The sequence below is a fragment of the Achromobacter sp. FW305-C-30-7 genome (assembly GCF_058783105.1).
On record NZ_JBYSYI010000006.1, the window covers coordinates 80,854 to 106,189 of the forward strand.

23 protein-coding genes and 1 tRNA gene are annotated in these 25,336 nt (G+C 66.4%); 16 read left to right on the forward strand and 8 right to left on the reverse strand.

The genetic code is table 11. The features are described 5' to 3' along the window. Positions 1-39: 39 nt before the first annotated feature. From AC3WOB_RS20225 to AC3WOB_RS20250, 6 genes are all read left to right on the forward strand, one after another. Complete coding sequence (locus AC3WOB_RS20225) at positions 40-786, forward strand: SDR family NAD(P)-dependent oxidoreductase (protein WP_492275993.1); 747 nt, start codon at positions 40-42, stop codon at positions 784-786. A gap of 151 nt (positions 787-937) precedes the next feature. Then, positions 938-1,013, forward strand: a tRNA-Lys gene (locus AC3WOB_RS20230). 197 nt (positions 1,014-1,210) lie between these two features. Continuing rightward, positions 1,211-1,726: a sigma-70 family RNA polymerase sigma factor gene (locus tag AC3WOB_RS20235; protein WP_492275994.1), complete on the forward strand. Its 516-nt coding sequence runs from the start codon at positions 1,211-1,213 to the stop codon at positions 1,724-1,726. Next, positions 1,723-2,691 carry a FecR family protein gene (locus AC3WOB_RS20240; RefSeq protein WP_492275995.1) on the forward strand — a complete coding sequence of 323 codons (969 nt, stop codon included), beginning with the start codon at positions 1,723-1,725 and terminating at the stop codon, positions 2,689-2,691. The genes AC3WOB_RS20235 and AC3WOB_RS20240 overlap by 4 nt, the downstream gene beginning before the upstream one ends. An 88-nt stretch (positions 2,692-2,779) precedes the next feature. Then, a complete protein-coding gene (locus AC3WOB_RS20245; protein WP_492275996.1) occupies positions 2,780-5,212 on the forward strand; it encodes a TonB-dependent siderophore receptor in 2,433 nt (810 codons plus the stop codon). A gap of 100 nt (positions 5,213-5,312) precedes the next feature. Then, positions 5,313-5,969: an HAD family hydrolase gene (locus tag AC3WOB_RS20250; RefSeq protein WP_492275997.1), complete on the forward strand. Its 657-nt coding sequence runs from the start codon at positions 5,313-5,315 to the stop codon at positions 5,967-5,969. A 51-nt stretch (positions 5,970-6,020) separates the two neighbouring features. On the opposite strand, the gene AC3WOB_RS20255 is transcribed toward AC3WOB_RS20250, so the two are convergent. Further along, positions 6,021-6,500 carry an Lrp/AsnC family transcriptional regulator gene (locus AC3WOB_RS20255; protein WP_013391589.1) on the reverse strand — a complete coding sequence of 160 codons (480 nt, stop codon included), beginning with the start codon at positions 6,498-6,500 and terminating at the stop codon, positions 6,021-6,023. Between the two features lie 165 nt (positions 6,501-6,665). On the opposite strand from AC3WOB_RS20255, the gene AC3WOB_RS20260 reads away from it, so the two are divergent. The 6 genes from AC3WOB_RS20260 (at position 6,666) to AC3WOB_RS20285 (ending at position 12,555) form a co-directional block, all read left to right on the forward strand. Next, on the forward strand, positions 6,666-7,460 hold the full coding sequence (locus AC3WOB_RS20260) for an HpcH/HpaI aldolase family protein (protein WP_492275998.1): 795 nt from the start codon (positions 6,666-6,668) through the stop codon (positions 7,458-7,460). 43 nt (positions 7,461-7,503) lie between these two features. Next, positions 7,504-8,706 carry a pyridoxal phosphate-dependent aminotransferase gene (locus tag AC3WOB_RS20265; RefSeq protein WP_492275999.1) on the forward strand — a complete coding sequence of 401 codons (1,203 nt, stop codon included), beginning with the start codon at positions 7,504-7,506 and terminating at the stop codon, positions 8,704-8,706. A gap of 36 nt (positions 8,707-8,742) precedes the next feature. Next, entirely contained in the window at positions 8,743-9,927 is a 1,185-nt protein-coding gene (argE, locus tag AC3WOB_RS20270) for an acetylornithine deacetylase (protein ID WP_492276000.1), read from the forward strand. 40 nt (positions 9,928-9,967) lie between these two features. Beyond that, positions 9,968-11,284 carry an MFS transporter gene (locus tag AC3WOB_RS20275; RefSeq protein WP_242702715.1) on the forward strand — a complete coding sequence of 439 codons (1,317 nt, stop codon included), beginning with the start codon at positions 9,968-9,970 and terminating at the stop codon, positions 11,282-11,284. A 233-nt stretch (positions 11,285-11,517) separates the two neighbouring features. Next, positions 11,518-12,165, forward strand: a complete 648-nt coding sequence (locus tag AC3WOB_RS20280) for a YiaD family glycine zipper/OmpA-like lipoprotein (RefSeq protein WP_013391594.1) — start codon at positions 11,518-11,520, stop codon at positions 12,163-12,165. Between the two features lie 69 nt (positions 12,166-12,234). Then, positions 12,235-12,555 (forward strand): 4a-hydroxytetrahydrobiopterin dehydratase, encoded by a 321-nt coding sequence (locus AC3WOB_RS20285; RefSeq protein WP_013391595.1) that lies wholly within the window; start codon positions 12,235-12,237, stop codon positions 12,553-12,555. A 31-nt stretch (positions 12,556-12,586) separates the two neighbouring features. On the opposite strand, the gene AC3WOB_RS20290 is transcribed toward AC3WOB_RS20285, so the two are convergent. The 6 genes from AC3WOB_RS20290 to AC3WOB_RS20315 all read right to left on the reverse strand — a co-directional run bounded on the left by AC3WOB_RS20290 (position 12,587) and on the right by AC3WOB_RS20315 (position 17,583). After that, positions 12,587-13,042, reverse strand: a complete 456-nt coding sequence (locus tag AC3WOB_RS20290) for a MarR family winged helix-turn-helix transcriptional regulator (RefSeq protein ID WP_013391596.1) — start codon at positions 13,040-13,042, stop codon at positions 12,587-12,589. After that, positions 13,039-13,266, reverse strand: coding sequence for a hypothetical protein (locus AC3WOB_RS20295; protein WP_492276001.1), 228 nt, complete (start codon positions 13,264-13,266; stop codon positions 13,039-13,041). Before AC3WOB_RS20295 ends, AC3WOB_RS20290 begins: the two co-directional genes overlap by 4 nt. After that, entirely contained in the window at positions 13,263-14,888 is a 1,626-nt protein-coding gene (locus AC3WOB_RS20300; RefSeq protein WP_492276002.1) for an FAD-dependent monooxygenase, read from the reverse strand. Before AC3WOB_RS20300 ends, AC3WOB_RS20295 begins: the two co-directional genes overlap by 4 nt. A gap of 122 nt (positions 14,889-15,010) precedes the next feature. Further along, positions 15,011-15,709, reverse strand: a complete 699-nt coding sequence (locus AC3WOB_RS20305) for a DUF6776 family protein (protein ID WP_013391599.1) — start codon at positions 15,707-15,709, stop codon at positions 15,011-15,013. A gap of 147 nt (positions 15,710-15,856) precedes the next feature. Further along, complete coding sequence (gene murU, locus AC3WOB_RS20310) at positions 15,857-16,543, reverse strand: N-acetylmuramate alpha-1-phosphate uridylyltransferase MurU (RefSeq protein ID WP_492276003.1); 687 nt, start codon at positions 16,541-16,543, stop codon at positions 15,857-15,859. Further along, complete coding sequence (locus AC3WOB_RS20315) at positions 16,543-17,583, reverse strand: aminoglycoside phosphotransferase family protein (RefSeq protein ID WP_492276004.1); 1,041 nt, start codon at positions 17,581-17,583, stop codon at positions 16,543-16,545. Before AC3WOB_RS20315 ends, murU begins: the two co-directional genes overlap by 1 nt. 169 nt (positions 17,584-17,752) lie before the next feature. Here AC3WOB_RS20315 and AC3WOB_RS20320 point away from each other — a divergent pair, with 169 nt between their 5' ends. From AC3WOB_RS20320 to rsmA, 3 genes are read left to right on the forward strand one after another with little or no spacing between them, the layout of a single operon-like run. Next, positions 17,753-20,134, forward strand: coding sequence for an LPS-assembly protein LptD (locus AC3WOB_RS20320; protein WP_492276005.1), 2,382 nt, complete (start codon positions 17,753-17,755; stop codon positions 20,132-20,134). Beyond that, the gene (locus AC3WOB_RS20325; protein ID WP_492276006.1) at positions 20,131-21,735 is read left to right on the forward strand and encodes a peptidylprolyl isomerase; all 1,605 of its coding nucleotides are present in this window, start codon (positions 20,131-20,133) and stop codon (positions 21,733-21,735) included. Before AC3WOB_RS20320 ends, AC3WOB_RS20325 begins: the two co-directional genes overlap by 4 nt. Before the next feature lie 18 nt (positions 21,736-21,753). After that, complete coding sequence (gene rsmA / locus AC3WOB_RS20330; protein WP_013391604.1) at positions 21,754-22,545, forward strand: 16S rRNA (adenine(1518)-N(6)/adenine(1519)-N(6))-dimethyltransferase RsmA; 792 nt, start codon at positions 21,754-21,756, stop codon at positions 22,543-22,545. 56 nt (positions 22,546-22,601) lie between these two features. Here rsmA and AC3WOB_RS20335 read toward each other — a convergent pair whose 3' ends face one another. Next, positions 22,602-23,744, reverse strand: coding sequence for a glycerate kinase (locus AC3WOB_RS20335; protein ID WP_492276007.1), 1,143 nt, complete (start codon positions 23,742-23,744; stop codon positions 22,602-22,604). Positions 23,745-23,850: 106 nt separating this feature from the next. On the opposite strand from AC3WOB_RS20335, the gene pyk reads away from it, so the two are divergent. Next, the gene (gene pyk, locus AC3WOB_RS20340; protein WP_013391608.1) at positions 23,851-25,293 is read left to right on the forward strand and encodes a pyruvate kinase; all 1,443 of its coding nucleotides are present in this window, start codon (positions 23,851-23,853) and stop codon (positions 25,291-25,293) included. Positions 25,294-25,336: the final 43 nt, after the last annotated feature.

Sequence of the window (25,336 nt, forward strand, 5' to 3'; positions counted from 1 at the left end):
AATATATTTGTACTGATCACTACAAATATAGGTATGCCAATGTCGAACCTGACTGGAAAAGTTGCTTTTGTCACCGGTGGAAGCCGGGGTATCGGCGCCGCCATCGTGCGCCGCCTGGCGGCCGACGGGGCCGACGTGGCTTTCACCTACGTGAGCGCTTCCTCGGCCGCCACCGCGCAGGCGCTGGCGCGCGAATTGTCCGTGGACGGGCGCCGCGCGCTGGCCATCCAGGCGGACGCCGCGGATGCCGCCGCCGTCCGGGGCGCGGTCGAACGGGCCATTGCCGAGCTCGGACCTATCGACGTGCTGGTCAACAATGCCGGCATCTTTCTCACCGGCGCCATCGGCGAGACGAGCCTCGACGACTACGAGCGCACCATGGACATCAACGTGCGGGCGCCCTTCGTCGCCATCCAGGTGGCGCAGGCTTCCATGCCGGACGGCGGCCGCATCATCAACATCGGCAGCTGCCTGGCCGGCCGCGCCGGCCGCGCCGGCGTCGCGCTGTATGCCGCCAGCAAGTCCGCGCTGGTCGGCCTGACCCAGGGCCTGGCGCGCGACCTGGGCGCACGCGGCATCACCGCCAACGTGGTGCACCCCGGTCCCATCGACACCGACATGAATCCCGCCGACGGCGCGCATGCGGCAGATCTGGTGGCTGTGCTGTCCCTGCCGCACTACGGCGAAGCCCGCGACATCGCCGGCATGGTGGCGTTCCTGGCCGGGCCGGAAGGGCGCTACGTCACGGGCGCGAGCTTGTCGGTGGACGGCGGCTACGCCGCCTGATGCGGCCTGTTTGAAAGTTTTTTCGGGGCGACTTGCACAAACCAAAAAAGCTGCATATAATCTTGCTTCTTCGCACTACACACGTAACGAAGCGCAGCAGCAGCGGATTAAAAAACGCGCAGCAAAGCGGACGAAATTGAGTGAAGTTGCAGGGCTGTTAGCTCAGTTGGTAGAGCAGCGGACTCTTAATCCGTAGGTCGAGTGTTCGAGCCACTCACAGCCCACCAGAATTCCCAAAGGCCGTTGACGTCACCGTCAACGGCCTTTATGTTTTTCCTGTTCAAGCGCGCGGCGGCAGGCTGTGCGGCTCGCGGGAGCCATGAAAAATGCATGCGCTGCGCCATTGAGAAAAGCGGGATGGCGGGACACGGACTTTTGATATGATTGCTAATCATTCTTATTTCCAAATCCCGACGCGCGTGCCATGTCCGCTCCCGATACTGCCCGCCACGCGGCCTTGTTGACCTGGTACAGCGATCATCACGGTTGGCTGGTCGGATGGCTGCGCCGCAAGCTGGGTTCGTCCTGCGATGCGGCCGACTTCGCGCAGGATACCTTTGTGCGGCTGATCGGCCGCGACGATCTGGCGGCGATCAGGACGCCGCGCGCTTATCTCACAACGACCGCAACCCGCCTGGTGATCGACGACGCGCGCCGGCGCAAGCTCGAGGCGGTGTGCCTGGAGAGCTGGGCCATCCTGCATGGCGGCGAGGCGGCGCCCGCGCCTGAGCAGTTGCTCGAAACCGTGGAGATCCTGGCGGCGTTGGCGCGCATGCTCGATACCTTGCCCGCCAAGCCGCGCAGCGCCTTCCTGCTGCACAGGCTGGAAGGGCGGAACTACGGCGAGATCGCCGCCGAACTGGGCGTATCCACCAGCATGGTGAAGCAGTATGTTGCGCGCGCGCTCGCTCATTGCTACCTGGCGATGGAGGCGGCGTGAAGGCCGGTGCCGTTCCTGCCATCGTGGAGCACGCCGCGCAATGGATGGCCACGCTGCGCGATGAGGGCGCCAGCGACGCCGACCGCGAGGCCTGTCGGCGGTGGCGGGCGGCGGATCCGCAGCATGAGAAGGTCTACCGCCGGCTCGAGGATCTTTGGGGCAGTTTCGACCAGGCGGCAGCCTTTGATTCTCCCGCGGCGGCCCGGCGCATCCTGGAGCAGTCCAGCCGCAAGCCGCGGACTGGCCGCCGCGCCCTGGGTGCGGCGGCGCTGGCTCTGCTGGTCTGCGGTGCCGGGCTCTGGCGCATGGCGCCGCCGGCCTGGCTGTTGGCCGATCACCGCAGCGGAGTCGGCGAGTGGCGCGTCATCGAACTGGACGACCATAGCCGCATCACCCTGAACAGCGATTCGGCCATCGACGTGCGCTTCGATGCCCGCCAGCGTCTGATCACCTTGCGGCAAGGCGAAATCCTGGTCGACGTGGCGCACGAGGCCGCGGGACGGCCCTTCGTGGTGCGGACGCCGGACGGCACCGCGCAGGCGCTAGGCACCCGCTATGCCGTGCGGCGCGGCGAGGGACATACCGACGTCATCGTGCAGCAATCCCGCGTGCGGGCCTGCGCCCAGGCGTCCGCACCGGTTTGCGCCGACCTGGCGGCCGGGCAGCGCGTGCGCATGGGCGGCGGTCAGGTCGGCGAGGTCGAATCCGTCGATCCGGAGCAGGCGCTGGCCTGGACGCGGCGCAGCCTGGTGGTGGACAACCAGCCGCTGGCCGACGTGCTGGCGGAGCTGGGCCGCTACCGCAAGGGGCGGCTGCAATACGACGCAGGCGCGCTCGACGGCTTGCGCGTGTCGGGGGTGTTCCCGCTGGAAGCGCCTGATCAGGCGCTGGCCTCGCTGGCGGCCAGCCTCCCCATTACGGTCAGCCGATACACCCCTTGGCTGGTGCTGGTGCAGCGCCGTTGAAAAAAAATCCTGCATTCCGCTGCCCCTGGCGCGGTTTGCTTCGTCATGACTCATGAGTAGCCATCAATCTGGAGAGGGTCGTCCGCTCATGAGTCATTCCAAGTCTGCTGCGCGCGCCTTGCGCGCGCTGTCCGCCGCGGCCGCGTTGGCCGCGTTTCATCCTGTCTGGGCGCAGCCGCTGGCAGCGCCATCCGCGACGGCCGCCCGCGCGGTCGATGTGCCGCCCGGCCCGTTGGCGCCAGCGCTGAACCGTTATGCCGAACAGGCTGGCCTGATCCTGTCGTTCGATCCGGCGTTGACCGCCGGGCTGCAAAGCCCGGGCCTGTCCGGCACGGTGGCGCCCCGCGAGGCGTTCGCTGGGCTGTTGGCCGGCACCGGCCTGGAGGCGGTTGCGCGCGGCCAGGCCGGATACACCATCAGGCGCGCGCCCGGCGCCTCCACCAGCACGCTGGAGCCGATCACCGTGCATGGCAGCGGCGAGCAGGCCTGGGGGCCGGTCGACGGTTATGTCGCGCGCAGGAGCGCGACAGCCACCAAGACCGATACGCCGCTGATCGAGACGCCGCAGTCGATCAGCGTCATCTCGCAGGCGCAGATGGCGGCGCAGGGCGTCAGCCGCGTGGACGAGGCTTTGCGCTACAGCGCGGGCGTGCGTACCGAGCCCATCTATGACACGCGCCGCGGCACTTACTACGTGCGTGGCTTCAATGTCGCCAACAACGGGCAGTATCTCGACGGCCTGAAGCTGGCCTACTCAGGCGGCTACGGTGGCTGGGAAGTCGATCCCTACACGCTGGAACGCCTGGAAGTCCTGCGCGGCCCCTCGTCCGTGTTGTACGGGCAGACCGTGCCCGGCGGTCTCGTCAACCAGGTCAGCAAGCGTCCGCTGGAGACGCGCAGTGGCGAACTGGCGGTGCAGTACGGCAGCTTTGATCGGAAGCAGGTTTCGGGCGACTTCACCGGCCCGCTGGACGATGCGGGCCATTGGCTCTACCGTCTGACGGCGGTGGGGCGCGAGGGTGGCACGCAGACCAATCACGTCGACGACGACCGCGTCCTGCTGGCGCCGTCGCTGACCTGGAAGCCGAGCGCGGCGACCTCGATCACGCTGCTGGCGCAGTACCAGCACGACCGCACAGGCAATACGGCCAACTTCCTGCCGGCGGCAGGCACGCTCTGGCCTGTTGCCAACGGCCATATCCCCGTGGACTTCTTCACGGGCGACCCGACCTTTGACCAGACCGACCGGCGCAAGGCGCAAATCGGCTACCAGGCCGAGCACCGGGTCAACGACCAGCTGACGCTGCGCCAGAACCTGCGCTATTCCACGCTGGACGTCGATTACCGCAGCCTGGGGGCGAACGGCGGCTGGGTGCAGACGCGCGAGCCCTACACGGACCTGCGCCGCATTTCGCTGGTCAGCAAAGAGGGCTTCCATTTGTTCACGCTGGACAACCAGGCGCAGTTCAACCTGTCTCATGGACCAGTGGCGCATACATTGTTGTTGGGCGCGGATTACCAGGAATCGCGCTTCGACCGGCTTTACGGCTTGCGCACGGCCGCGGTGGACCCGATCAATGTGTGGAACCCGGCGTATGGCCGGCCGTTTCCCGGCGCGACGCCGCAGGCGTCCAACGACACCAACCAGGTGCGCCGGCAGTTCGGCCTGTATGCGCAGGACCAGATCAAGTTCTACGACAAATTGGTGCTGCAGTTGGCCGGCCGCTACGATTGGGCGCGTTCCACCACCGGTGAGACGATCCTGCGTACCGGCGTGGAAACCACGACGCGCACCAATGACGAACAGTTCAGCGGCAAGGTCGGGCTGGTCTATCTGGCCGACAACGGTCTCGCGCCCTACGCGTCGTACACCGAGTCCTTCGAGCCGGTGGCGGGCGCGGGCTACGGCGGCACGCCATTCGAACCCACGCGCGGCAAGCAGTATGAGATCGGCCTGAAGTATCAGCCGGCCGGCGCCCGCAGCTTCGCGCAAGTCTCGCTCTTCGATCTGCGCCAGACCAATGTGTCGACGGCGGACCTGGCCCATCCCGGCTTCAGCGTGCAGACCGGTGAAATCCGTTCGCGCGGCATCGAGCTGGAAGGCACCTGGGAAGTCACGCCGCAGTTGAACCTGCTCGCGTCCTATACATACAGTGATGTCAAGGTGACCAAGGCGGCGCGGACGGCGGTCAATCTGGGCAAGCGTCCGCCCTACATTCCCGATCACATGGCGTCGCTGTGGGCTGATTACCGCCTGTCGGCCACGGGACCGCTGGCCGGCCTGTGGTTTGGCGCGGGCGTGCGCTACATGGGTTCGACCAATGACATCCCGGACGCGGTGCAGGTGCCTGCCTACACGCTGGTGGACGCTGCGCTGCGCTATGACATGGGGAGCTACCAGTTCTCGTTGAACGCCAGCAACCTGTTCGACAAGCGCTATGTGGCGGCGTGCGACAGCGTGACCAACTGCTATTACGGCCTGGAGCGGACTGTCATGGCGCGGGTGGCTTACCGCTGGTAGGGCGATTAAGTTCAGGCTTAATGGTGGGTAAACGCAGGTTGAATCACAGCGGCTCCGATGCTCTTTATAGTGGCTCCGTACCCGTCCGAGAGAGCCGCACATGTCCAGTACCGTCCTTTTACCCGCCTATCCCCGCGCCGTGTTGTTCGACCTGCTGACGGCCTTGCTCGACTCCTGGACCGTATGGAACCGCGCCGCCGGCTCCGAGGCCGCCGGGCGGGCCTGGCGCGCGGAGTACCTGCGCCGCACCTATGGCTGCGGCGCCTATCAACCCTATGAGCGCCTGGTGCAGGAGGCCGCGTCCACGGTCGGCCTGCCGGCGGCGGCGCCGGCCGCGCTGGAAGCGGGCTGGGACGAACTGCCTGCATGGGACGGCGCCCGAGAACTGTTGCAGGGCTTGCGGCCGCATTGCCGTCTGGCCGTGGTCACCAACTGTTCCGCCCGCCTGGGGCGGCGCGCCGCCGGCTTGCTGGGGGTGGATTGGGACGTGGTGGTGACGTCGGAGGAAGCAGGTTTCTACAAGCCCGATCCGCGCCCCTATGAACTGGCATTGGCGCAATTGCAGGTGCAGCCCTCGCAGGCCGCATTCGTCGCCGGGTCCGGTTATGACATGTTCGGCACCAGCAAGGTGGGCTTGCGCACGTATTGGCACAACCGGGTGGGACTGACGTTGCCGGAAGGCGCGGCGCGGCCTGAAGTGGAGTCCGCGCGGCTGGATGCGGCGCTGCCCTGGCTGGAACGGTTCGGCGCAGGCTGACGGCGAGCAATCCCTGGGGGCATGCCGCGCTTTGCCGGCGCGTTCCCGGCATCATCCCGCCGGCAACGAAATCGCATCTCCCAACCCTTTGACCTCCTTCAGCACAAAGGAGGTGTAGACCTCCTTCACGCCCGGCAAGGCGCCAAGTACGTAGCGCGCCAGATCGCCGAAGGCGTCCAAATCGCGGGCGATCACCGTCAACTGGTGATCGTAGCGACCCGACACGCAATGGCAGGTCAGTACTTCCGGCACGTCCTTGATGGCGTCCTCGAACGCCTTGACGTGCTCCGCACCCTTCATGTCCAGCGAAATCCAGACGAACGCGGTCACGCCGAAGCCCAGCTTCTTGACGTCGACCTCGGCCCGGTAGCCGCGAATCACGCCCTCGTCTTCCAGGCGCTTGACGCGCCGCCAGCAAGGGGAGGGAGTGAGCGAAACGCGTTCGGCCAGATCGGCGCTGGACAGCCGTCCGTCGACCTGCAAGGCGGCCAGGATCTGCAGGTCTGTGGGGTCGAAATTCTTGTTTTGCACGATTTTTCCAAGAAATCCAGGATTTCGCCAATTTCAATCCAAAATATTACACGTTGACGTCAAAAATTCGGAAATATTCGCGATTCGGCTCCGGTATCTTTGTTTGGCTGTTTGAGGGGGCGTCGACACGATGAATGCTCCCGGTTTGAACACTATGGAGCAGACATGAAAGATTCGAATCCGATACGCAAGGCACTCCTGGCCCTGGAGCCTTCCGAGGGCTGCTGGCTGACTTTGGCGAGCCCGGCCGTGGCCGAGGCGATTGCGCATTGCGGCTTCGATTGGCTGGTCGTCGACATGGAGCATGCGCCCAATGATGTGGCGGGCCTGACGGCGCAATTGCAGGCCATCGATGCGGCGCGCGCGCATGGCGCGGCGGCGTATCCGATCGTGCGCGTGACGGTTAACGATGCGGCGCTGGTCAAGCGCGCCATGGACTGCGGCGCCAAGACGATCATCTTCCCGAACATCGACACGGCCGAGGACGCGCGCCGCGCCATCGCGGCCATGCGCTTTCCTTTCGAAGGCAATGGCGGCGTGCGCGGGGTGGCGGGGCTGGTGCGGGCCGGCATGTATGGGCAAGACCCGTCCTACGTCAAGCTGGCCAATGAGCAGGCCTGCGCGGTCCTGCAGATCGAATCGGCGCAGGCGGTGCGCAACGTGGAAGCCATTGCCGCCCTGCCTGGGGCGGATTGCCTGTTCGTCGGCACGGCCGATCTGGCGGCCAGCCTTGGCCGCCTGGGCGACATGGCCCACGCCGAGCTGCGCGAGGCCGTGAGCCGCGTGATTGAGGCCGGCCGGGCGGCGGGCAAGGCGGTCGGCATTTTCGCCAACGATCCCGAAGAGGCGGCGCGCTACCGCAAGCTGGGGGTGCAGTTCATCGCCTTGCACTCCGACGTGGCCTGGCTGGCCCGGGGCGCCCGTCAGGCGCGCGCGCAGTTCGACGCGGCGTGCCGCTGAGCGAGCGGCGCGATCTCTTTCTTCTGGCAAGACAGGAACAGGTATGAACACAGCAGTATCTTCCGGCGGCTTCAGCGCCACCGCGCGCGCTAGCGTGCAGACCTTGCGTTCGTCGCAAATCCGCGAAGTCGCCAATGCAGGCATGGGCCGCGCCGACGTGCTGCCGTTCTGGTTCGGCGAGCCCGACGAGCAGACGCCGGCAGCATTCCGCGACGCGGCGATCGCCCATATCGCTTCCGGGCAGACGTTCTACGTCCAGACCCTGGGTGTGCCGGCGTTGCGTGAACGCCTGGCCACGTATGTGAGCGGCCTGCACGGCCAGCGCGACGTGGACAACATCGCGGTGACCAGTTCGGGCACGTCGGCGTTGATGACCGCCGTGCAGGCCGTCGTGGGCGCGGGCGACCACGTGGTTGCCGTGACGCCGCTGTGGCCCAACCTGGTGGAAATGCCCAAGGTGCTGGGCGCGCGGGTGACGACCGTGGCGCTGTCGTTCTCGGAGAGCGGCTGGCGCCTGGATCTGGACGCTTTGCTCAGCGCCTTGACGCCGGATGTGCGGGCGCTTTTGGTGAATTCGCCGAACAATCCCACGGGCTGGGTGATGACCGCCGAGCAGCAGCGCGCGGTGCTGGAGCATTGCCGCAAGCACGGCATCTGGATCATCTCCGACGATGTCTACGAACGCTACTACTACGACGGCGCCGTGGCGCCCACGTTCCTGGACATCGCCGCGCCGGATGATCGCGTGGTCAGCTGCAACTCGTTCTCGAAGGCCTGGCTGATGACGGGCTGGCGCGTGGGCTGGGTGGTGACGCCACGTGGACTGCTGCCGGAGATCGGCAAGCTGATCGAATACAGCAACACCTGCACGCCCGGCTTTGTGCAAACCGCCGCCTTGTGCGCGCTGGAACAGGGCGAGCCCGTCATCGCGCGCACGGTGCAGCGGCTGCGCTTGGCGCGCGACCATCTGGCGGCGAGGCTGGGCGAGGTGCCTGGGGTCGAGCTGGCCGGCGCGGCGCCGGGCGCGATGTACACCTTCTTCCGCGTCCGCGGCGTCTCGGACAGCCTGGCGTTCTGCAAGGACCTGGTGGTGCGCGGCGGCCTGGGCCTGGCGCCGGGCGTGGCTTTCGGTCCCGAGGGCGAGGGCTATCTGCGCTGGTGCTACGCCAGCGCGCACGAACGCCTGGATGAAGGCGTGGCTAGACTATCGCGCTTTCTGGACGCGGCCCGGGGCCAGGCAGCCTGAGCGCCGGCGCCGGACCTCAACATTAGGGCAAGACCCATGAATACTCCTGAGCTTCCCCGTTCCCTGGAATGGATAGAACGGCTGGTGCGCTTCGATACGACCAGCCGCCTGTCGAACCTGGGCCTGATCGAAACGGTGCGCGACCACGTGGCGGCGGCCGGGCTTGCGCCCAGGCTGATCTACAACGCCGACGGCAAGAAGGCCAACCTCTTCGTGACCGTCCCCGCGGCCGACGGCGGCACTCAGGGCGGGGTGGTGCTTTCGGGCCATACCGATGTCGTGCCGGTGGACGGCCAGGCCTGGAGCAGCGATCCGTTCGCGCCCGAAGTGCGCGATGGCCGGCTGTACGGACGCGGCACCTGCGACATGAAGGGTTTCATAGGGACGGCGCTGGCCATGCTGCCCTCGTTCACGTCGCGGCGCCTGCGCGTGCCGCTTCATCTGGCGCTGAGCTACGACGAGGAGGTCGGCTGCCTGGGCGCGGACGCCATGCTGCGCGAGCTGGCGAAGCTGGAGATCCGGCCCGATAGCTGCATCGTGGGCGAGCCGACCGAAATGCGCGTGATCTCGGCGCACAAGAGCAGCAATCTGTACCGCTGCACCGTGCATGGGCATGCCGCGCATTCTTCGCTGACACCGCGGGGCGTCAACGCGATCGAATACGCGGCGCGCGCCATCTGCCACATCCGCGATATGGCCGACAGCCATCGCCAGAACGGACCGTTCGACCAGGACTTCGAGGTTCCGTACACCACCGCCAACACCGGCACGATCTCGGGCGGCCTGTCCGTCAACACGATCCCGGACCGCTGCCAGTTCGAGTTCGAATTCCGCTCCATCCCGGGCGTGCTGGCGCCGGACGTGATCGGCGGCCTGCGCCGCTACATCACCGGCGAACTGCGCGACCGCATCAAGGCGGAGCACCCGCAGGCCGACATCGAGCTGGAGGCGATGGCGGAAGTGCCGGGTTTCGATACCGCCGCGACCGCCGAGATCGCGCGGCTGGCGCAGGCGCTGACCGGTACGCGCGGCACCGAGAAGGTGGCGTATTGCACCGAGGCGGGCTTGTTCCAGCGGGCAGGAATGACGGCCGTGATTTGCGGTCCGGGCAATCTGCAGCAGGCGCACCGGCCCGATGAGTATGTGGCGCTGTCGCAGATCGGCCTGTGCGAACAGTTCATGGAAAAGCTGGCGGGCCATCTTGAGATAGCCCGTCCATAAGTTGATCGATAGTTAATTCTTCAAAAAAACAGAGGGAAAAATGGCTTACTCGGAGAAGACAACGTGGAATGCGGCGGCCGCTGCCCGCGACAAGGCGGCGCCATCAGGCGACCGGCGCGCCCAGGCGCGGCGCGCGGTGATCGCCGCGTCCATCGGCAATGCGCTCGAATGGTTCGACATGATCGCGTACGGCACTTTCGCGCTGATCATTGCCAAGCTGTACTTTCCGTCCGCCAGTGAGAGTTCCTCGCTGCTGCTGGCGTTGGCCACGTTCGGCGTGTCGTTCCTGATGCGGCCGCTGGGCGCCATCGTGCTGGGCAGCTATGCCGACCGGGCCGGGCGCAAGGCGGCGCTGACGGCTTCCATTTTCCTGATGATGATAGGCACGTTGATCATCGTGGTGGTGCCCACGCACGCGCAGATCGGCGTCGCCGCGTCGATCATCATCCTGGTCGCCCGGTTGATCCAGGGCTTTTCGGCGGGCGGAGAGTTCGGCAGCGCGACGGCCTTCCTCATCGAATATGCGCCGGATCGGCGAGCCTACTATGCGAGCTGGCAGGTCGCCAGCCAGGGCGCCGCGATCCTGCTGGCGGCGCTGTTCGGCGCCGTGCTCAACGCGACCTTGACCCAGGCGCAGCTGGAAAGCTGGGGCTGGCGCATTCCGTTCGTGTTCGGCCTGCTGATTGCGCCGGTGGGCTACTACATCCGCCATCACATGGATGAGACGCCGGAATTCAGCGCGGCGCAGGCTTCGGCTTCGCCCCTGAGCGACATGTTTGCGGGCCAGAAATTGCGCCTGCTGGTGACGGTAGGCTTCGTGGCGCTGGGCTCGGTGGGCAACTACCTGGCGCTGTATATGCCCACGTACTCGATTCGCCAGCTGGGCCTGCCGCCGACCATCGGCTTTCTGGCGACGCTGGTCACGGGCGTCATCATGACGGTAGGCGCGCCTTTTGTGGGCGCGCTGGCTGACCGGATCGGACCCGCGCGCATCATGACGGCCGCGGCCCTGTTGACCGCAGTGCTGTGCTATCCCTTGTTCTATCTGCTGGTGTCGTATCCGACGGTGGGCGTGCTGATGATCGTCCAGGTCATTCTGGGCTTGTTGGCGACGCTGTACTTTGCGCCCATGCCGGCGCTGATGTCCGCGATTTTCCCGGTGCAGGTGCGCACCACGGGCCTGTCATTGGGCTACAACATCGCGGTGACGATCTTCGGCGGCTTCGCGCCGTTCATCCTGACCTGGCTGATCGCGACCACCGATTCCAAGCTGTCGCCGAGCTACTACCTGCTGGCCATCGCGCTCATGGCCATGGTGTCGCTGAACGTGGCGCGCCGGACGTTCCAGCAGCGCTAGGCGCCAGGCGCCGGCCTTCGCCTTGAAGGCCGGCCCGCGGCGGGCGGAATGTAGCCCATTGTTGCGGGATTGCGCGCCTTTCCGCCCCAGCTGGGGCCGTGCCGTACAGCGCGGCCGCGCTATCTTCAGGACCCTGCTGATAGTACAAAATGTTGCCTGCCTCCCGTCCCGCGCTTGCTAGCATGGTCTGGCCGGAATGATCCGGCACACCGACGGAATAAGTGGAGGTTGCCATGAGCTCAAGAACAATATTCAACCGGATCGCAGTTGTCGCGGCCACGGGTGCCTTGCTGGCGGGATGCGCCACGCAGCAGCAGACCAACACGGCCGTGGGTACGGGCGCCGGGGCGGCCATCGGCGCTGGCATCGGCGCCTTGATCGGCCACGGCAAGGGCGCGGCCATCGGCGCCGGCATCGGCGCGGTGGCGGGTGGCCTGGTGGGCTACAACTGGAAAGTGGTCAAGGAAGACGTGCAGAAGTCGGGCGCTTCATCGTTGGGTATCGACGTGGTGGAAATGCCCGATGGCAGCCTGAAGGTCAACATTCCCAGCGGCGTGTCGTTCGATACCGACAAGACGCAGCTCAAGCCCGCGTTGCTGCCGGTGCTGGACAGCGTGGCGCGTTCGCTCAACCAGCATCCTGAATTGCGGGCCAAGGTGGTCGGCCATACCGACAGCACGGGCGCGTTGGCGCACAACCAGACGCTGTCGGTCAATCGCGCCAAGAGCGTCACGGACTACCTCGGCAAGCAGGGCGTGGCAGCCGGCCGCCTGACGGTCGAAGGCCGCGGACCGAACGATCCGATCGGCGACAATGCGACCGCCGAAGGCCGCGCGCTGAACCGCCGCGTGGAAATCTACCTGTACGCGGTCCAGCAGTAAGCCTGGGCCAGCCCAGTGTCCGAGGCGGCTGGCGCAACGCGCCGCCGCCTTTTTTTTCCGGAGTCCGTCATGAGCATGTTTCCTCCCGCCCGCGTCGGCACCGATACCGCCGTGGCCGCTTTGTCAGGTTGGCAGGCGGTTGCGATGCGCGACGCCATCGAAAAGCGCTTCCGCTTTCCCAATTTCAATGCGGCATTCGGCTTCATGGCGCGCGTCGCCATGTTCGCGGAGAAGCTGAACCATCATCCCGAATGGACCAACGTCTATAACCGTGTGGACGTGACCCTGACCACGCATGACGCTGGCGGCGTGACCGAATTGGACGTGCGCATGGCGCAGTTCATGGATGAGGCGGCTGCGCAACTGGGCGCGACCGCGCCTAAGGGCTAGGACCTGAGCGAGTTGCAATCGCGGCTGTGGGCTAGTCTTCCGCCCCGTCCGCGTCCGGCTGCAGATGGCCGATCACGCGGTCCAGCATGTCGCCCAGCAGGCGTTGCTCGTCGTCGCTGAGGCAGTTGAAGATCTCCTCATTGCGGCGGGCGATCAGGTCGATGACGCGCTGGTATTGCGCCAGGCCGGCCGGGGTCGGCGCCAGCACCACGCCGCGCCCGTCGGAGGCGGACATGGTTTTTTCGACCAGACCGCGTTCCACCAGCGCCTGCGCCGAGCGGCTGGCCTGGCCTTTGTTCAGATTGGCCGCGCGCGCCAGGTCGTTGACCGACAGGGGCGCGTAGCGGCCGATGGCCGCCAGGCAGCGCGCCTCGCCTAGCGGAATGCCGCAGTCTTCCAGATAGGCGCGATTCGTGTCCCTGTCCGTGATCTTGTTAAGCACGTGCAGGCGGTAGGTCAGGAATCGTTCGAGGGCGGGCGGGTTCACGTCGGGCGGGTAGAAGCAGAGGCGGGACAGTGTGCCACAGGGTCGTTGGCCAGGCAGGCGGCTTCCGCCTGGGCCAGCAGCGCGGCGGCGTCGCGCGCATCGCTTAAGCGGGCCAGCAGCGACAGGCTCAGGATCGACAGGAAGAGCGACGCTTGCTCTTCGCCGACGCGCGTCAGGGCTTGCGCCATGGCGGTATAGGTCTGGTCCAGTTCATCGTTGTTCATGCTTGGTCTTCCTTGGGCGCATCCAGGGCGATCGAGGGGTAGTAGGGCCGGAGGGCGGCGCGCAGGGTGGCGGCCGCGGGGGTGATCCAGCGGCCCAGTACGTAGCCGTCCGGCCGCAGCAGGTAGACGGCGCTGCCTTGGGCGCCATAGCGCTGGCGCAGTTGCCCGTGCGTGTCCTGCAAGGCGTCGGCGCCCGTCTTCAGCACGCGCAGCGGCTGGGGGGCATCGCGAGTGGCAGCGGCCAAGGCCTCCAGTTCCGCTGCCAGCCTGGCGTCGGGTTCGAGCGCCAACGCCACGAAGCCTGCGCCGAAGCACGCGCTGAGATGCAGCGGCGCGCCGCGATCCTGCAGCAGCGCTTCGGGCGCGGGCTGGCCGGGCGCGGCGGCGGCGCCGGCTTGCGGCGCGCCGTCAGCCAGATTCAAGGGCGAGGCATCGTAGGAGATGGGCGCCGACTGCCGCGGGTTGATCAACTGGCGCACTCGCTCGTCCGAGAGGGCCAGACGCAGGGCGGCCTCGCGCATCAGGCGGAAGCCGAAATCCGGCGGAGCCATGAATTCGGTGCTCTTGGCGCCGTAGGCCAGGTTCTGGCGGGTGGCGTGGACGCGCTCCACGCTGTAGCTGTCCAGCAGGCTGTCGGGGGCCTGGCCTTGCAGCACCCAGGCCAGCTTCCAGGCCAGGTTGCCCGCGTCGTCCAGCCCCGAGTTCAGGCCCCGCACGCCGAAGATCGGCACCAGGTGGGCGGCGTCCCCGGCGAACAGCACGCGTCCGTGGCGGTAGCTGTCCAGCGTCAGGCACTTGGCGTTGTAGATGGAGATCCACAGCGGCTTCCAGGGCGCGGTCTCGCCGATCATGTCCAGATGGCTCTGCACGCGCGGCAGTACGTTCTCCGGCTTGACGGCCTCCTCGGGATCTTCGTCGTCGCGGATCTGGTAGTCCACGCGCCAGACATTGCCGGGCTGGCGATGCATGAGCAGGGTGGAACCGGGATTGGACGGCGGATCGAACCAGGCCAGGCGCTCCACCGGACGGCTGGATGCCTGTTCGATGTCGACGATGACGTAGCGCCCTTCGTACTGCATGCCTGTCAGCTTCAGGCCCATGGCTTCGCGCACGGTGCTGCGGCCGCCATCGCAGGCGATCAGCCAGTCGGCGCGCACGGTGTGGCGGCCGCCTTCGGCTTCCACTTCGGCCGTGACGCCGTCCGCGTCCGTCTGCAGGCCTGCAAGCCGCGCCGACCAGCGCAGCGCGGCCCGTTCCGGATGGCGCTGCATGGCCTGGTGGGCGTACTCCTCGACGGCGTACTGCTGGATATTGACCATGGGGGCGTAGCGTTGTAGCGGGTCGTGCGGCATTTCGAAGTGCAGCACCTCGCTGTTGCGGTAGTAGCTGCGGCCTCCGGTCCAGGCCAAGCCGGTGGCGGTCAGGGGGCGGTCGGCGCCGACCCAGCCCATGATTTCCTGCGACCGCCGCGAAATGCAGATGGCGCGGCTGCCGCTGCAGTAGTCGTCGTCCGCCTCCAGGGTCAGCGTAGCGATGCCGTATTCCGCCAGCAGGGCGGCCAGCGCCAGGCCGACGGGGCCGCCGCCGGCGATCAGGACGGGAACGTGCGCGGGTAGCGGCATGCTGTCTCCGGATATTGGTTGTTTGCGCAACTATATTCTCAAAAAGGTTGTACGCGCAACCATATTGTTGGGGCAAAAAAAACCCGCCGGATCAGGGCGGGTCGTCGGGCTGTAGGGGCGTTTCAGTTGCGCACGTAATAGATACGCATCGCCTGCTGTTTCTGCGCGCCGTCCAGTACGCGCAGCACCACGACCTTGGCCGTGAAACCATCGGGCAGCTTCAGTTGGCCCAGCGCGTAGTCGTAACGGTCGACGTTCAGGGCAGGGCCTTCGGGCGTGACGGTGGCGGCGCGGCCATTGGGATAGGTGCCGTCGATGGAGAAGGTCAGCGTGCCCTTGAACGGGGCTCCCTGGCGCTCTTCGCGCATGACCAGCACCTGGTAATCCAGCAGGCCGGGCGCGCGCTTGAAGGTGGCGGAGCGGATGCCCAGGTTGCCGCCGCGCGGGTCGGCCGGCATGGCGTCCTGGAACAGCACCAGTTCCTTGTTCAGCGTGTCGATCTTGCTGCGGGCGTCAGAAAGGTCGGCGGTCAGTTTTTCATGGCCGGACTTGTTGGCGTCGCGCTGCTGGGTGGCTTCCTCGAGCTGGCTTTGCAGGCGCTGGCGCTCAAGATTGGCCGTGCTGAGTTCGCTGTGCAATTGCTCGGACTGTTCCACGGTCAGGCGTTGCGGACCGTAGTTGGTCTGCAGGAAGAGCACGCCGCCGGCGCCCAGGGCGATGCCCACCAGCAGCAGGACCAGCCAGCGCGGCATGCGGCGCGTGCGTTGGCCGGGCTGGTATACGGAGGGCTTGAACACAGCCCGTTGCGATCTTCCGAACATCCCCATTCCTAGAAAACTTCCTGTATGTTTGCTCGCCCGCGCGCAGCGCGCGCAGGTCAAAGCGCTAGAGAATACCCCGTTAGCCGGGGCGGTTGGGTGCGCGGACAAGCCTGGTTGCGCACCTTGATATTGTGAAATATGTGGACATCAGCGGCCCTGTCCGTTGAGTTCGGCATCCAGGTCCGCCAGCCGCTGCGGCGTGCCGACATCCGTCCATTTGCCCGCATGGCGCGCGCCGCGCACCAGGCCTCGGGCCATGGCCTGCCGCAGCAAGGGAGCCAGGGGCGCCGCCGCGCCCCGGGGGACGTCGGCGAACAACGAGGGATGGTAGACGCCGATGCCAGCAAAGGTCAAACGAGGTTCGCCCTGGGCATGGACGCTGCCGTCGGCCTCCAGCCGGAAATCGCCGGCCGGGTGCTGCGGCGGATTGTCCGCCAGCAGCAGCCAGGCGCCGCCGTCGGGGAGGGCGCCTGCCAGATCCTTCGCCGCAGCGGGATCCCAGTCGCACCAGACGTCGCCGTTGATGACAAGGAAAGGCTCGCCGCCCAGCAGGGGCAGCGCCTGGGCGATGCCGCCAGCGGTTTCCAGCGCGGTCGCTTCCGCCGAATAGCGGATGCGCACGCCGTGCGCGGCGCCATCGCCCAGCGCCCGCTCGATCTCGTGGCCGAGCCAGGCATGGTTGATGACGACGTCGCGGATGCCGGCGGCCGCCAGCCGGCGCAGGTGCCAGACGATAAGCGGCTGGCCGCCCACGGCCAGCAGGGGCTTGGGCAGGCTGTCAGTCAGCGGGCGCATGCGTTCGCCGCGCCCCGCCGCGAGGATCATGGCCCGCATCAGAACGTGTACCCGACGCTGACCTGGCGGTCGTCCAGCTTGTCCAGCAGGCGCAGCAACGGCGTGAAGACGCTGTAGCGCTGGGCCACCTGGCGCACGTAGCCGTTCATGCGCGGCATGTGGGCCAGGTAGTGCGCCTTGCCGTCGCGGTGGTTCAGGCGGGCGAACACGCCCAGGATGCGCAGATTGCGCTGCAGGCTCATCCATTCATAAGCGCGGTGGAATTCGGCGAAATCCGGATCCACCGGCAAGCCTGCCGCCCGCGCCATTTCCCAGTAGCGGATGGCCCAATCCAGTTGCTGGGGCTCTTCCCATGTGGTGCGGGCGTCGGTCACCAGCGAGGCCAGATCGTAGGTGATGGGACCGATGAGCGCATCCTGGAAGTCGATGATGCCGGGATTGGGGCCGTATTGCGGCTGGTCGCAGACCATCAGGTTGGGCGAGTGGTAATCGCGGTGCACCAGCACCTGGGCCTGTCCGCCATTGCTGGTGGACAGCAGCGCGAAGATCTTTTCCAGCGCGTTCGCGGTCTTGTCGTCCAGCGTCACCCCGTGGTGCTTTTGCACGTACCACTCGGGGAACAGCTTGAGCTCGTCGGCCAGACGGGTCGTGTCGTAGGTGCCCAGGCCGGTGGTGGATGCCTGCTGCAGGCGGACCAGCGCGGCCAGGGCCTCGCGGTACAGCGTCTGCAGTTCGCTGTCCGGCAGTCCCGCCTGGATGCGCTGGTAATAGGTCTGTTCGCCCAGGTCGGACAGCAGCAGCAGGCCCTGGTCCAGGTCCTGTTCCAGCACGGCGGGCACGTTCAGCCCGACGTCCGCCAGCAGGCGGTCCACGTGCAGGAAGGGGCGGCAATCCTCGTGCGCGGGCGGGGCGTCCATGACTATCAGGGTGCGCTCGCCGGCGTCCAGCCTGAAATAGCGGCGGAAGCTGGCGTCGGCCGACGCCGGACGCAGCGTGTCGATGGCCAGGTTCAGGCTGGCGGGCAGGCTGCCCAGCCAGTTGCGGATCAGCTCCAGGCGGGGGTCGTGATCGTTTTTCAAGGAAGATCCGTGTCAGAAAGGCAATATTGCTGAGAATTGTGTTCCGAGCACATAAGTCTGGGCCTATGGCGCGGCTTCTCTATAATACCGGCTCGTTTCCGTTAGCATTGGCCCTCCGTGGGTGCCGGTGTCGCGTTCCCACCATCGTCAAAAAGGGCTGTTTTCACTCGTGCGCAAGGTTCGATGGTTGATCCTCTCTGCTGTCAGTGTCGCCGCCGGCGCCGTTCAGGCCCAAGGTAGCCAGGGCAGCGTTCCCGCCGCGTCGTCGACCTCGGCGACTCCCGTGTTGCGCACTTCGCCGGGCTTGCGGATGCACCGCCTGCCGGACGACAGCATTCCCGCCTTCATGGAGGCGGACTCCATCGATGGCGATCCGGATTCCGACCTGACCCTGACCGGCAACGCCCAGGTGCGCCGCATCGACAGCGTGATCAAGGGCGATCGCATCAACTACCGCAAGGACACGGGCGAAGTCGACGTCCAGGGCAGCGCGCGCATGATGCGCGACGGCACCCTGGTGATCGGGCCGAACGCCACATTCAACGTGGACAAGTCCTCGGGAGAGATCGAAAAGCCCAATTTCTGGATGGGCGCCAACGGCGGCTTCGCCGTCGCCGAGCACGCGGACATATTCAGCCGGTCGCAGATGCGGCTGCACACAGTGACTTACAGCGGCTGCGCCTGCGAAACGCCGTCCTGGTACATCAAGGCCAAGACCGTCGACATCGACTTCGACGAGAACGAAGGCGTGGCGCGCAGCGGCGTGCTGTATTTCAAGGACGTGCCCATTCTGGCGTCGCCCTACATGACCTTCCCGGTCAAGAAGGAGCGCAAGTCGGGCTTTCTGATGCCGACTTACGGCACGACCAGCCAGGGCGGCTTCGATTTTTCGATTCCGTATTACCTGAATCTGGCGCCGAACTATGACATGACCGTGCAGCCGCGCTACTTCTCCAAGCGCGGGCTGCAGATGGGCGGGGAGTTCCGCTACATAGGATCTGGCTATGGCGGGTTCGCGATTGGCACCTACTTGCCGAACGACAATCTCACCGGTGAGGACCGTTGGATGTACTGGTGGCGTCACCAGCAGCTGTTCTCCAATGGGTTCTACGCGGACTGGGACGTCGCCAAGGTCTCGGACGACAACTATTATCGCGATATTTCCCAGTTGGGCCTTAACCAGGCGTCCACGACCTATCTGCCGCAGCGCGGACGTGTAGGCTGGGGCTCCAGGTACTGGAGCGCCTACGCCGAGGTCTACAAGTACCAAACCCTGCAGGACCCCGATGCGCCATTGGCGCCTCCGTATGACAAGGTGCCCGAGCTGTACCTGCGCGGGGCGCGCTACGACTGGGGTGGATTTGATCTGGATTGGACGTCGACTGCGGTCCGGTTCCGTCGACCGGATCTTGGCGGTGTCCGCTATCCTGATGGCGACCGCCTGCAATCCTATCTGACTGTGTCGCGCCCGATCGTCCGGCCGGGCTGGTTCGTCGTTCCCAAGGCGGGTATCAATTTCACCCAATACCAGACGAAATGGTATGGCGTGGATGCGCTTGGGCTGACTGGAGGGGCGGGAGCGGCCAGCCTGCCGGATTCGCAAGCGCGTACCGTGCCGATCATGTCGCTGGATTCCGGCCTGATCTTCGAACGCGACACCACGCTGTTCGGTAAGGCGTCCACGCAGACCCTCGAGCCCCGCCTGTACTATCTATATGTGCCGTACCGGGACCAGTCCAAGCTTCCCGTTTACGATACGTCCCTGGCCAATTTCAGCTTTGCGCAGGCGTTCGACGAGAACATCTACACCGGGGGCTGGGACCGCATCGCCAATGCGAACCAGTTGACGGCGGCGTTGACCACCCGCTGGCTGGACGCCAATACCGGCTTCGAGCGCATGTCGCTGGCCGTGGCGCAGCGCCTGTACTTCGCGGACCAGAAGGTCACGCTGCCGTATGAAACGCCGCGCACGAACGTGCGTTCCGACTTCCTCGTGGGCGCCAGCGCGGCCCTGACGGATACGCTCAGTACCGAGATCGCGGCGCAGTACAACCCGTATGACAACAACTGGTCACGCGGCCTGGTGAGCGCGCGCTGGTCGCCACAACGTCTGACCACGGTGGCCTTGTCCTATCGTTACCAGCGCGATCCCCAGCCGGGCGTGGCCTATCAACCCCAAGGCCAGAACCAGATCAGCATGGCGGTCCAATGGCCGTTCAGCAAGCGCTGGTATGGTGTTGGACGGGTGGACTATTCCTTGCGTTCCGGGCCTTCCAGCACGCTCGTCGATACGACGGACTCCCCCCGCGTGACGCAGGCCATCGCAGGCCTGGAGTACAAGGGAGATTGCTGCTGGGTGGGCCGCGTGGTCTACCAGCGGTACGCTGTGTCGGCCACGGACGCCAACTCCGCAGTGTTCTTCCAGCTTGAGCTGACCGGCCTGGGTTCCCTCGGAACCGACCCGATGAACCTGCTGAACAGAAGTATCCCCGGCTACTCGCGCATCACGCCGCCAGTGCCCGCCGGGACCACATTTGAAAGGTATGAATGATGCGTAGGTTGCACTCTTTGCGCCGCCTCTCCGGCAATGCGCTGCTGTTGGCCGTGTGCGCCGGCTTGCCCGTGGCCCATGCGGCCGAGCAGGGCGGCAAGGCCGCGAGCAATGGCGCCAAGCCGAATTCCGCCGCGCAGAAGAATGCCGCGCCGGCGCCCGCGCCGCAGCGCGAGCAATTCGTCGACGGCATTGCCGCCGTGGTGGACAAGGACGTGATTACGTTGCGCGAATTGCGCGACGCGTCCCAGCGTATTTCAGGCGAGTTGAAGTCCCGCGGCATCCAGGTGCCCGATGACCAGACCCTGCAGCATCAGGTGCTGCAACGCCTGATCATGGAGCGCGTGCAGCGCCATGAAGCAGACCGTCTGGGCATACGGGTGGACGATGCGCAAGTCGATCAGGCGATCCAGACCATCTCCGCCCGCAACAAGATCACCGTGGCCCAGTTGCGCCAGGAAATCGAAAAGTCCGGCACGAACTGGGATGGCTACCGCAAGTCGCTGCGCGACGAAATCCGCACCGATCGCCTGCGCCAGCGCGCGGTGGATTCGACGATCGTGATTTCCGATGCCGAGGTCGACGCTTTCCTGAAGGACCAGCGCCGCAATCCGGCGTTCGGCGCGGCGCCGCAGGCGGCCCCGCAGCCGCAGGCCCAACCGCAGGCTCAGCCGCAACCCGAACCCCAGCAGGCCGCCGCGCCGTCGGGTCCGATGCTTTACGCCCTGGCCCAGATCCTGGTGCGCGTGCCTGAAGGCTCGTCGCCCGAGCAACTGGCCGCGCTGCGCAAGAAGGCCGAAGGCCTGCTGGCGCAAGCCAAGCGCGGCGACGACTTCGCCAGCCTGGCCGCCGCGGCCTCGGACGGTCCCGAAGCCTTGCAGGGCGGCGTCATGGGTGTGCGCCCGCTGGACGGCTGGCCCGACCTGTTCGTGCAGGCCGTCAGCAATCTGCAGAAAGGGCAGGTCAGCAGCCTGATCCAAAGCGGCAACGGCTTTCACATCATCAAAGTGATGGACCGCGGCACCGCCCAGCCCGCGCCTGCCCGCACGGCCCGCGCCCCGGCGCCGGCCCAGGCTCCGCTGCCCGCCGCCGCGCCCGCGCAGGCGCCTGCGCACCAAGGCCCGGTGGAAGTGATGCAGACCCGCGCCCGCCACATCCTGATCAAGACCTCCACCGTCATGAGCGACGAACTGGCGCGTCAGCGCCTGGAGCAGGTCCGTCAGCGCCTGGTGAGCGGCGGCGCCAAGTTCGAGGACATGGCGCGCCAGTATTCGCAGGACGCCACCGCCCCGCAAGGCGGCGAACTGGGCTGGCTGAACCCGGGCGAAACCGTGCCGCCGTTCGAGGCCGCCATGAACGCCTTGAAGCCGGGCGAGATCAGCCAACCGGTGCAATCGCCCTTCGGCTGGCACCTGATCGAAGTGGAAGAGCGCCGCCAGCATGACGCCACGGACGATATGGCCCGCATGAAGGCCCGCCAGATCCTGTTCGAACGCCGCGCCCAGCCCGCATTCGAAGATTGGCTGGAGCAGCTGCGCGCCCAGGCATACATCGACAACCGCCTGGAAAAGCAGCAGAAGATCCAGCAGAACAACCGTTAAACGCATTACAGGCTTTACATGTCACAGCACCAGGCGCGCAAGCGTTTCGGCCAGAACTTCCTGACCGACGAGAGCGTGGTCGAGTCCATCGTCCGGGCGGTGTCGCCCGCCCGCGACGACACCGTGGTCGAGATCGGCCCGGGCTTGTCCGCGCTTACCCGGCCGCTGCTCGAACGTCTGGATCATCTGACGGCAGTCGAGATCGATCGCGACCTGGCGGCGCGCCTGCGCAAGCAGTTCGACGCCAGCCGCCTGACCGTGGTCGAGGCCGATGCCTTGACCGTGGATTTTTCCCAGTTCGGACCGGCGCTGCGGGTGGTGGGCAATCTGCCCTACAACATCTCTAGCCCGTTGCTGTTCCATCTGATGACCTGGGCCGGGCACGTCCGCGACCAGCACTTCATGCTGCAGCGGGAAGTGATCGACCGCATGGTCGCGCAACCCGGTTCAGGCGACTTCAGCCGCCTGTCGGTGATGCTGCAATCGCGCTACCGCATGCACAAGCTGTTCGATGTGCCGCCGGAAGCCTTCGATCCGCCGCCCAAGGTGGTGTCGGCGATCGTGCGCATGGTGCCCTTGCCGGCGGACCGCCTGCGTCCGGTCAGCGAGCGGGCCTTTGAAACAGTGGTGGCGCGCGCGTTTTCACAGCGGCGCAAGATGTTGCGCCGGGTGCTGGCGGACTGGGCTGCGCAAGTGCCTTGGGAAGCGCTGGATATCGCGCCCACGGCACGCGCCGAGGATATTTCGGTGGATCGCTATATTCGCCTGGCGGACGCACTGGTGGCGGCTGGAGTGCTGCAGGCCGGTTGAAGCTGGTCCCCCAAAACCGAAAAGCCCGCTACAGCGGGCTTTTTTCAATTCAGTGCCTAGAGCATGCGTTTTTGCGCGGTCATCCAGAGTTGCATGACGTCGCGGGCGCGGTCGGCCAGCAGTTTTTCGGCATCGGTGAGCGCCTGTTGCAGCGTGATGGGGCCGGGGGCCAGGCTGAAGGCCGCGCTGATGCCGCAGGCATGCAGCGCTTCGTAGCCTTCGCCTAGCGATCCGGCCAGCGCCACGACCGGCACGCCCGCGCGCTGCGCGATCTTCGCCACGCCGGCGGGGGTCTTGCCGCGCAGGGTCTGCGCATCCATGCGGCCTTCGCCGGTGAACACCAGGGTAGCGCCCTCGATCGCCTGAGCCAGGCCGCCCAGTTCCGCGACAATCTCCACCCCGGGGCGGAAACTGGCGTTGAGGAAGGCCTTGGCCGCGAAGCCCAGGCCGCCCGCGGCGCCCGCGCCGGGTTGGCCGCGGTGGTCGGTGCCCAGGTGCTGCGCGCACACGTCGGCGAAGTTCGTCAGCATCTGGTCCAGGATCTGCACTTGTTCGGGCGTCGCGCCCTTTTGCGGGCCGAACACGTGCGAAGCGCCCTGCGGGCCGCACAAGGGGTTGTCCACGTCCGAGGCAATGTCGATGCGGATCTCGCCCAGGCGCGGATCCAGGCCGCGCGCATCGATGCTGGCCAGCTTGCCGAGAGCGCCGCCGCCAGGCGGCAGGCTGCGGCCATCCGCATCCAGCAGGCGCACGCCCAGGGCTGTCAACATGCCGGCGCCGGCATCGTTGGTGGCCGAGCCGCCCAGGCCCAGGATGATGCGCTTGGCGCCCGCGTTCACGGCGGCCAGCATCAGTTCGCCCACGCCATGACTGCTGGCGCGCATCGGATCGCGCTTGGAGGGGGCGATGAGTTCGAGGCCCGCCGCCGCGGCCATTTCGATCACCGCCGTGCCATCGTCCAGCAGCCCCCACACGGCGTCGACCTTGTAGCCCAATGCGTCGTTCACCGTCAGCTGCTGTTCCTTGCCACCGGTTGCGGCGAGCACGGCTTCCACCGTGCCTTCGCCGCCGTCGGCCATCGGAATGCAGACCGTGTGGGCGCCGGGGATTGCGGCCTTTACGCCGCGCGCTATGGCTGCCGCCGCATCGGGCGCGGAAACGCTTTCTTTGAAAGAGTCGGGGGCGATGACGATTTTCACGGGTTCAGTCGAGCTCGTTTTTCGGTTGGGGTGATGCCCATGATACCTGCGTGAGCGCGGCCGGCGTACCATAGCGTTTTTGTCGTTTTAGCGAGAGTGGATCGTCATGCCCGTATTGCGCCGCACCAAAATTGTCGCCACCCTGGGACCCTCGACTTCGACGCCCGAACGCATTGAAGCGCTGATCCGCGCGGGCCTGGACGTGGCCCGCCTGAACTTTTCGCACGGCAGCCCGGACGACCACCGCGAGCGCGCTCGCATGGTGCGCGAGATCGCCGCCAAGCAGGGCCGCTTCGTCGCCATCATGGGCGACCTGCAGGGTCCCAAGATCCGTATCGCGCGCTTCACGGACAAGCTGGTCCAACTGCAGGTCGGACAGCCGTTCACGCTGTCGCGCGTGCATCCCAAAGAGGCCGGCACGGCCAGCATCGTCGGCATCGACTACCCCGAACTGGTGCAGGATTGCCGCGTCGGCGACGAGCTGCTGCTGGATGACGGCCGCGTGGTGCTGGTGGTGGACAGCGTCGAAGGCGACGAGGTCCACACCACCGTGACAGTGGGCGGCCCGTTGTCGAACAACAAGGGCATCAACCGCCGCGGCGGCGGCCTGTCCGCGCCCAGCCTGACCGACAAGGACCGCGTCGACATCAAGCTGGCCGCGGAAATGAATCTGGAATACGTGGCCGTGTCGTTCCCGCGTTACGGCAGCGACATCGACGAGGCCCGCACGCTGCTGGCGGCCGCCGGCAGCCAGGCCTGGATCATCGCCAAGATCGAGCGCGCGGAAGCCGTGGCCGACGATGAAGCGCTGGATGCCCTGATCCGCGCCAGCGACGGTGTGATGGTGGCGCGCGGCGACCTGGGCGTGGAAGTGGGCGATGCCGAACTGGTGGGCATCCAGAAGCGCATCATCCAGCACGCGCGTACCCTGAACAAGGTCGTCATTACCGCGACGCAGATGATGGAGTCCATGATCTCCAGCCCCATGCCCACGCGTGCCGAAGTGTCCGACGTGGCCAACGCGGTGCTCGACTACACCGACGCGGTCATGCTGTCGGCGGAGAGCGCATCGGGCCAGTATCCGGTGGAAACCGTGCAGGCCATGGCCCGCGTCTGCCTGGGCGCGGAAAAGCACCCCACCTCGACCAAGTCGCATCATCGCCTGGGCGAGACCTTCACGCGTTGCGACGAGACCATCGCGCTAGCGGCCATGTACGCGGCCAATCATTTTCCCGGCGTCAAGGCCATCATTGCGCTGACGGAAAGCGGCCATACGCCGCTGATCATGTCGCGCATCCGTTCGGGCGTGCCGATCTATTGCTACAGCCCGCATAGCGCCACGCAGAACCGGGTGGCTATGTTCCGCGGGGTCTACACCGTGCCGTTCTCGCCGTCGGACTACGAGCCCGCCGACCTGAGCAACGCCGCCATCGACGAACTGCGCAAGCGCAATCTGGTGCAGACCGGGGATTGGGTGATCCTGACCAAGGGCGACTTCTACCGCGACAGCGGCGGCACCAATGGGATGAAGATCCTGCTGGTGGACTGACACGAGAAGGGCAGGGGCGCCATGCCGGCGTTTCCTGCCGCCC

What these genes read in the sequence shown, in the direction of transcription:
- AC3WOB_RS20225 (WP_492275993.1), top strand. Translation starts at nt 40, where the DNA reads ATGTCGAACCTGACTGGAAAAGTTGCTTTTGTCACCGGTGGAAGCCGG.
- AC3WOB_RS20235 (WP_492275994.1), top strand. Translation starts at nt 1,211, where the DNA reads ATGTCCGCTCCCGATACTGCCCGCCACGCGGCCTTGTTGACCTGGTAC.
- AC3WOB_RS20245 (WP_492275996.1), top strand. Translation starts at nt 2,780, where the DNA reads ATGAGTCATTCCAAGTCTGCTGCGCGCGCCTTGCGCGCGCTGTCCGCC.
- AC3WOB_RS20250 (WP_492275997.1), top strand. Translation starts at nt 5,313, where the DNA reads ATGTCCAGTACCGTCCTTTTACCCGCCTATCCCCGCGCCGTGTTGTTC.
- AC3WOB_RS20260 (WP_492275998.1), top strand. Translation starts at nt 6,666, where the DNA reads ATGAAAGATTCGAATCCGATACGCAAGGCACTCCTGGCCCTGGAGCCT.
- AC3WOB_RS20265 (WP_492275999.1), top strand. Translation starts at nt 7,504, where the DNA reads ATGAACACAGCAGTATCTTCCGGCGGCTTCAGCGCCACCGCGCGCGCT.
- argE (WP_492276000.1), top strand. Translation starts at nt 8,743, where the DNA reads ATGAATACTCCTGAGCTTCCCCGTTCCCTGGAATGGATAGAACGGCTG.
- AC3WOB_RS20275 (WP_242702715.1), top strand. Translation starts at nt 9,968, where the DNA reads ATGGCTTACTCGGAGAAGACAACGTGGAATGCGGCGGCCGCTGCCCGC.
- AC3WOB_RS20280 (WP_013391594.1), top strand. Translation starts at nt 11,518, where the DNA reads ATGAGCTCAAGAACAATATTCAACCGGATCGCAGTTGTCGCGGCCACG.
- AC3WOB_RS20285 (WP_013391595.1), top strand. Translation starts at nt 12,235, where the DNA reads ATGAGCATGTTTCCTCCCGCCCGCGTCGGCACCGATACCGCCGTGGCC.
- AC3WOB_RS20295 (WP_492276001.1), bottom strand. Translation starts at nt 13,266, where the DNA reads ATGAACAACGATGAACTGGACCAGACCTATACCGCCATGGCGCAAGCC.
- AC3WOB_RS20300 (WP_492276002.1), bottom strand. Translation starts at nt 14,888, where the DNA reads ATGCCGCTACCCGCGCACGTTCCCGTCCTGATCGCCGGCGGCGGCCCC.
- AC3WOB_RS20305 (WP_013391599.1), bottom strand. Translation starts at nt 15,709, where the DNA reads ATGTTCGGAAGATCGCAACGGGCTGTGTTCAAGCCCTCCGTATACCAG.
- murU (WP_492276003.1), bottom strand. Translation starts at nt 16,543, where the DNA reads ATGCGGGCCATGATCCTCGCGGCGGGGCGCGGCGAACGCATGCGCCCG.
- AC3WOB_RS20325 (WP_492276006.1), top strand. Translation starts at nt 20,131, where the DNA reads ATGATGCGTAGGTTGCACTCTTTGCGCCGCCTCTCCGGCAATGCGCTG.
- rsmA (WP_013391604.1), top strand. Translation starts at nt 21,754, where the DNA reads ATGTCACAGCACCAGGCGCGCAAGCGTTTCGGCCAGAACTTCCTGACC.
- pyk (WP_013391608.1), top strand. Translation starts at nt 23,851, where the DNA reads ATGCCCGTATTGCGCCGCACCAAAATTGTCGCCACCCTGGGACCCTCG.